The organism is Candidatus Similichlamydia epinepheli (assembly GCF_003056015.1).
In genome coordinates this window covers 1-2,006 of record NZ_PPEU01000111.1, presented here as the reverse complement: position 1 = coordinate 2,006, position 2,006 = coordinate 1, and the positions used below count along the sequence as shown (strand labels likewise).

At 42.7% G+C, this 2,006-nt stretch carries 2 protein-coding genes; both read right to left on the bottom strand.

All coding sequences use genetic code 11. The features are described from left to right. Positions 1-112 precede the first annotated feature (112 nt). Positions 113-931, bottom strand: coding sequence for a phosphatidate cytidylyltransferase (locus tag GCCT14_RS04625; protein WP_108624418.1), 819 nt, complete (start codon positions 929-931; stop codon positions 113-115). 1 nt (position 932) lies between these two features. Continuing rightward, the coding region (locus tag GCCT14_RS04620) for an elongation factor 4 family protein (RefSeq protein WP_478209992.1) at positions 933-2,006 on the bottom strand (1,074 nt) is incomplete at its 5' end.

Below are 2,006 nucleotides of genomic sequence, written 5' to 3'. Positions count from 1 at the left end.
AGGGTTGCCTCTTCCCTATTGATTTTCTTTTATATTCATCTTCCTGTCGCTTCAGCACATAAACAAGCCACATCACTCTTTCCGCTACCGCCTGGTCCGTCTACAGTAATGATTAAAGGCATGCAAACGCGTATATTAGTGGACACGCAATCAATACGGAATCTAGCAGATCTAAAATTCCACCCATTCCAGGAAAGGTTCCGCTACTTGTAACTCCACATGCTCTTTTGAAAGAAGACTCTATTAAATCACCAAACTGTGAAAAAAGAGATACCCCAGGAGCACAAAAGATTAATAAAGAGGGACTCCATGGAGTAGTCGTGAAAAAGCATAGAAGAATCGACAAAACAGTCGCAAACCCAACACCCCCTAATACCCCCATTGATGTCTTATTTGGACTGACTCTAGGAGCAATCAAATGCTTCCCAAAATACTTCCCAATAAAAAATGCACCTATGTCTGAACCCTTTGCAATCAATACCAAATAGAGAACCCACCAACGTCCAGAGACGATTTTCCCTTCCAAAAGCTGTTCAAAAAGAGCAACAGGAAGATGAATATAAAAGAAAATCAATAGGGAAGAGGCAACCCTAATAAACGACGAAAAAGGATCGAAAAAAACTAACAACCCAATCAGAGACGTACAGGAAATGAGCGCCAAAGAAAGAGACGGTAGAAAATCAATAAGAATAAAGAACAGGAAACTCAATAAGAGATGAAAAGAAGGGTGGATAAGGTCCTTATAAACCATTTGAGTCATTCGCACGAATTCGTAAGTCGCCCCCCAAGCAAGCATGCGAACCCCCAAACGGCATATGAACATCCCAATGGAATAGCTCGACATCCAAAAGAGAAGAGCAGCCAAGAAAACACCAACCAATCCAGAAAAGATACGAACCCGTAACTCTCTCCATTCGACTCGTACTCGCAACTTACTCCTCCGACTTCAACACTTCAAGAAAGGCCTTCTGAGGCACTGAGACTTTACCCATCTGTTTCATCCTCTTTTTCCCTTCCTTTTGTTTGTCCCACAACTTACGCTTTCTAGTGATGTCTCCCCCATAGCATTTGGCCGTTACATCCTTAGCCAAAGCTGAGATCGTCTCACGGGCTAAGATTTTTCCGCCTACAGCAGCCTGGATCGGAATCTTAAAAAGATGCTTCGGAATCACATCCACCAATTTTTTACACAACAGCCGGCCCTTTCGTTCCGCCTTCGAACGATGGATCAAACATGAAAAAGCGTCTACTACATCACCATTAATTCGAACCTCGAGTTTGACAATATCAGAGACTCGATATCCAATCGGATCATAATCAAAAGAAGCGTAACCTTTCGACAGAGATTTGAGCTGATCGCCGAACTCAACAACAATCTCATTTAATGGAAACTCATACATCAAAATCAATCGAGAAGAATCCAGAGTTTCAGTCGAAAGAAGCGCCCCTCTTTTATCGACTCCAAGCTGCATCACTGGCCCAAGGTAAGAAACAGGCACGAAAAGGCGCGCCTTCACCCACGGCTCCTCCACATGGACAATCGTAGAAGGGTCAGGATAGAAAGTAGGGTTGTCAACTTCTATCTGTCTATTTCCGTTGAGGGTGAATCTGTATAAAACACCAGGTGAAGTAGAGATGATATCTAGATTAAACTCTCTACGCAACCTCTCTACGATAATTTCAAAATGGAGAAGGCCTAGAAAGCCGCAACGGAACCCTGATCCAAGAGCGTGACTAGTCTCCTGTTCAACAGCAAGAGCAGAATCACTTAATTGAAGCTTGCCTAAAGCATCCCTCAAATTCAAATAATCGTCCGTGCTCGCAGGATATATACCAGCAAAAACGGTAGGTTGAATGATTCTAAACCCAGGCAATCCTTCATTTATAGATGACCTAACATGTACAACAGTGTCGCCAATTCGTATATCTTTTTCACAGTTTGGTGATTTAATAGAGTCTTCTTTCAAAAGAGCATGTGGAGTTACAAGTAGCGGAACCTTTCCTGG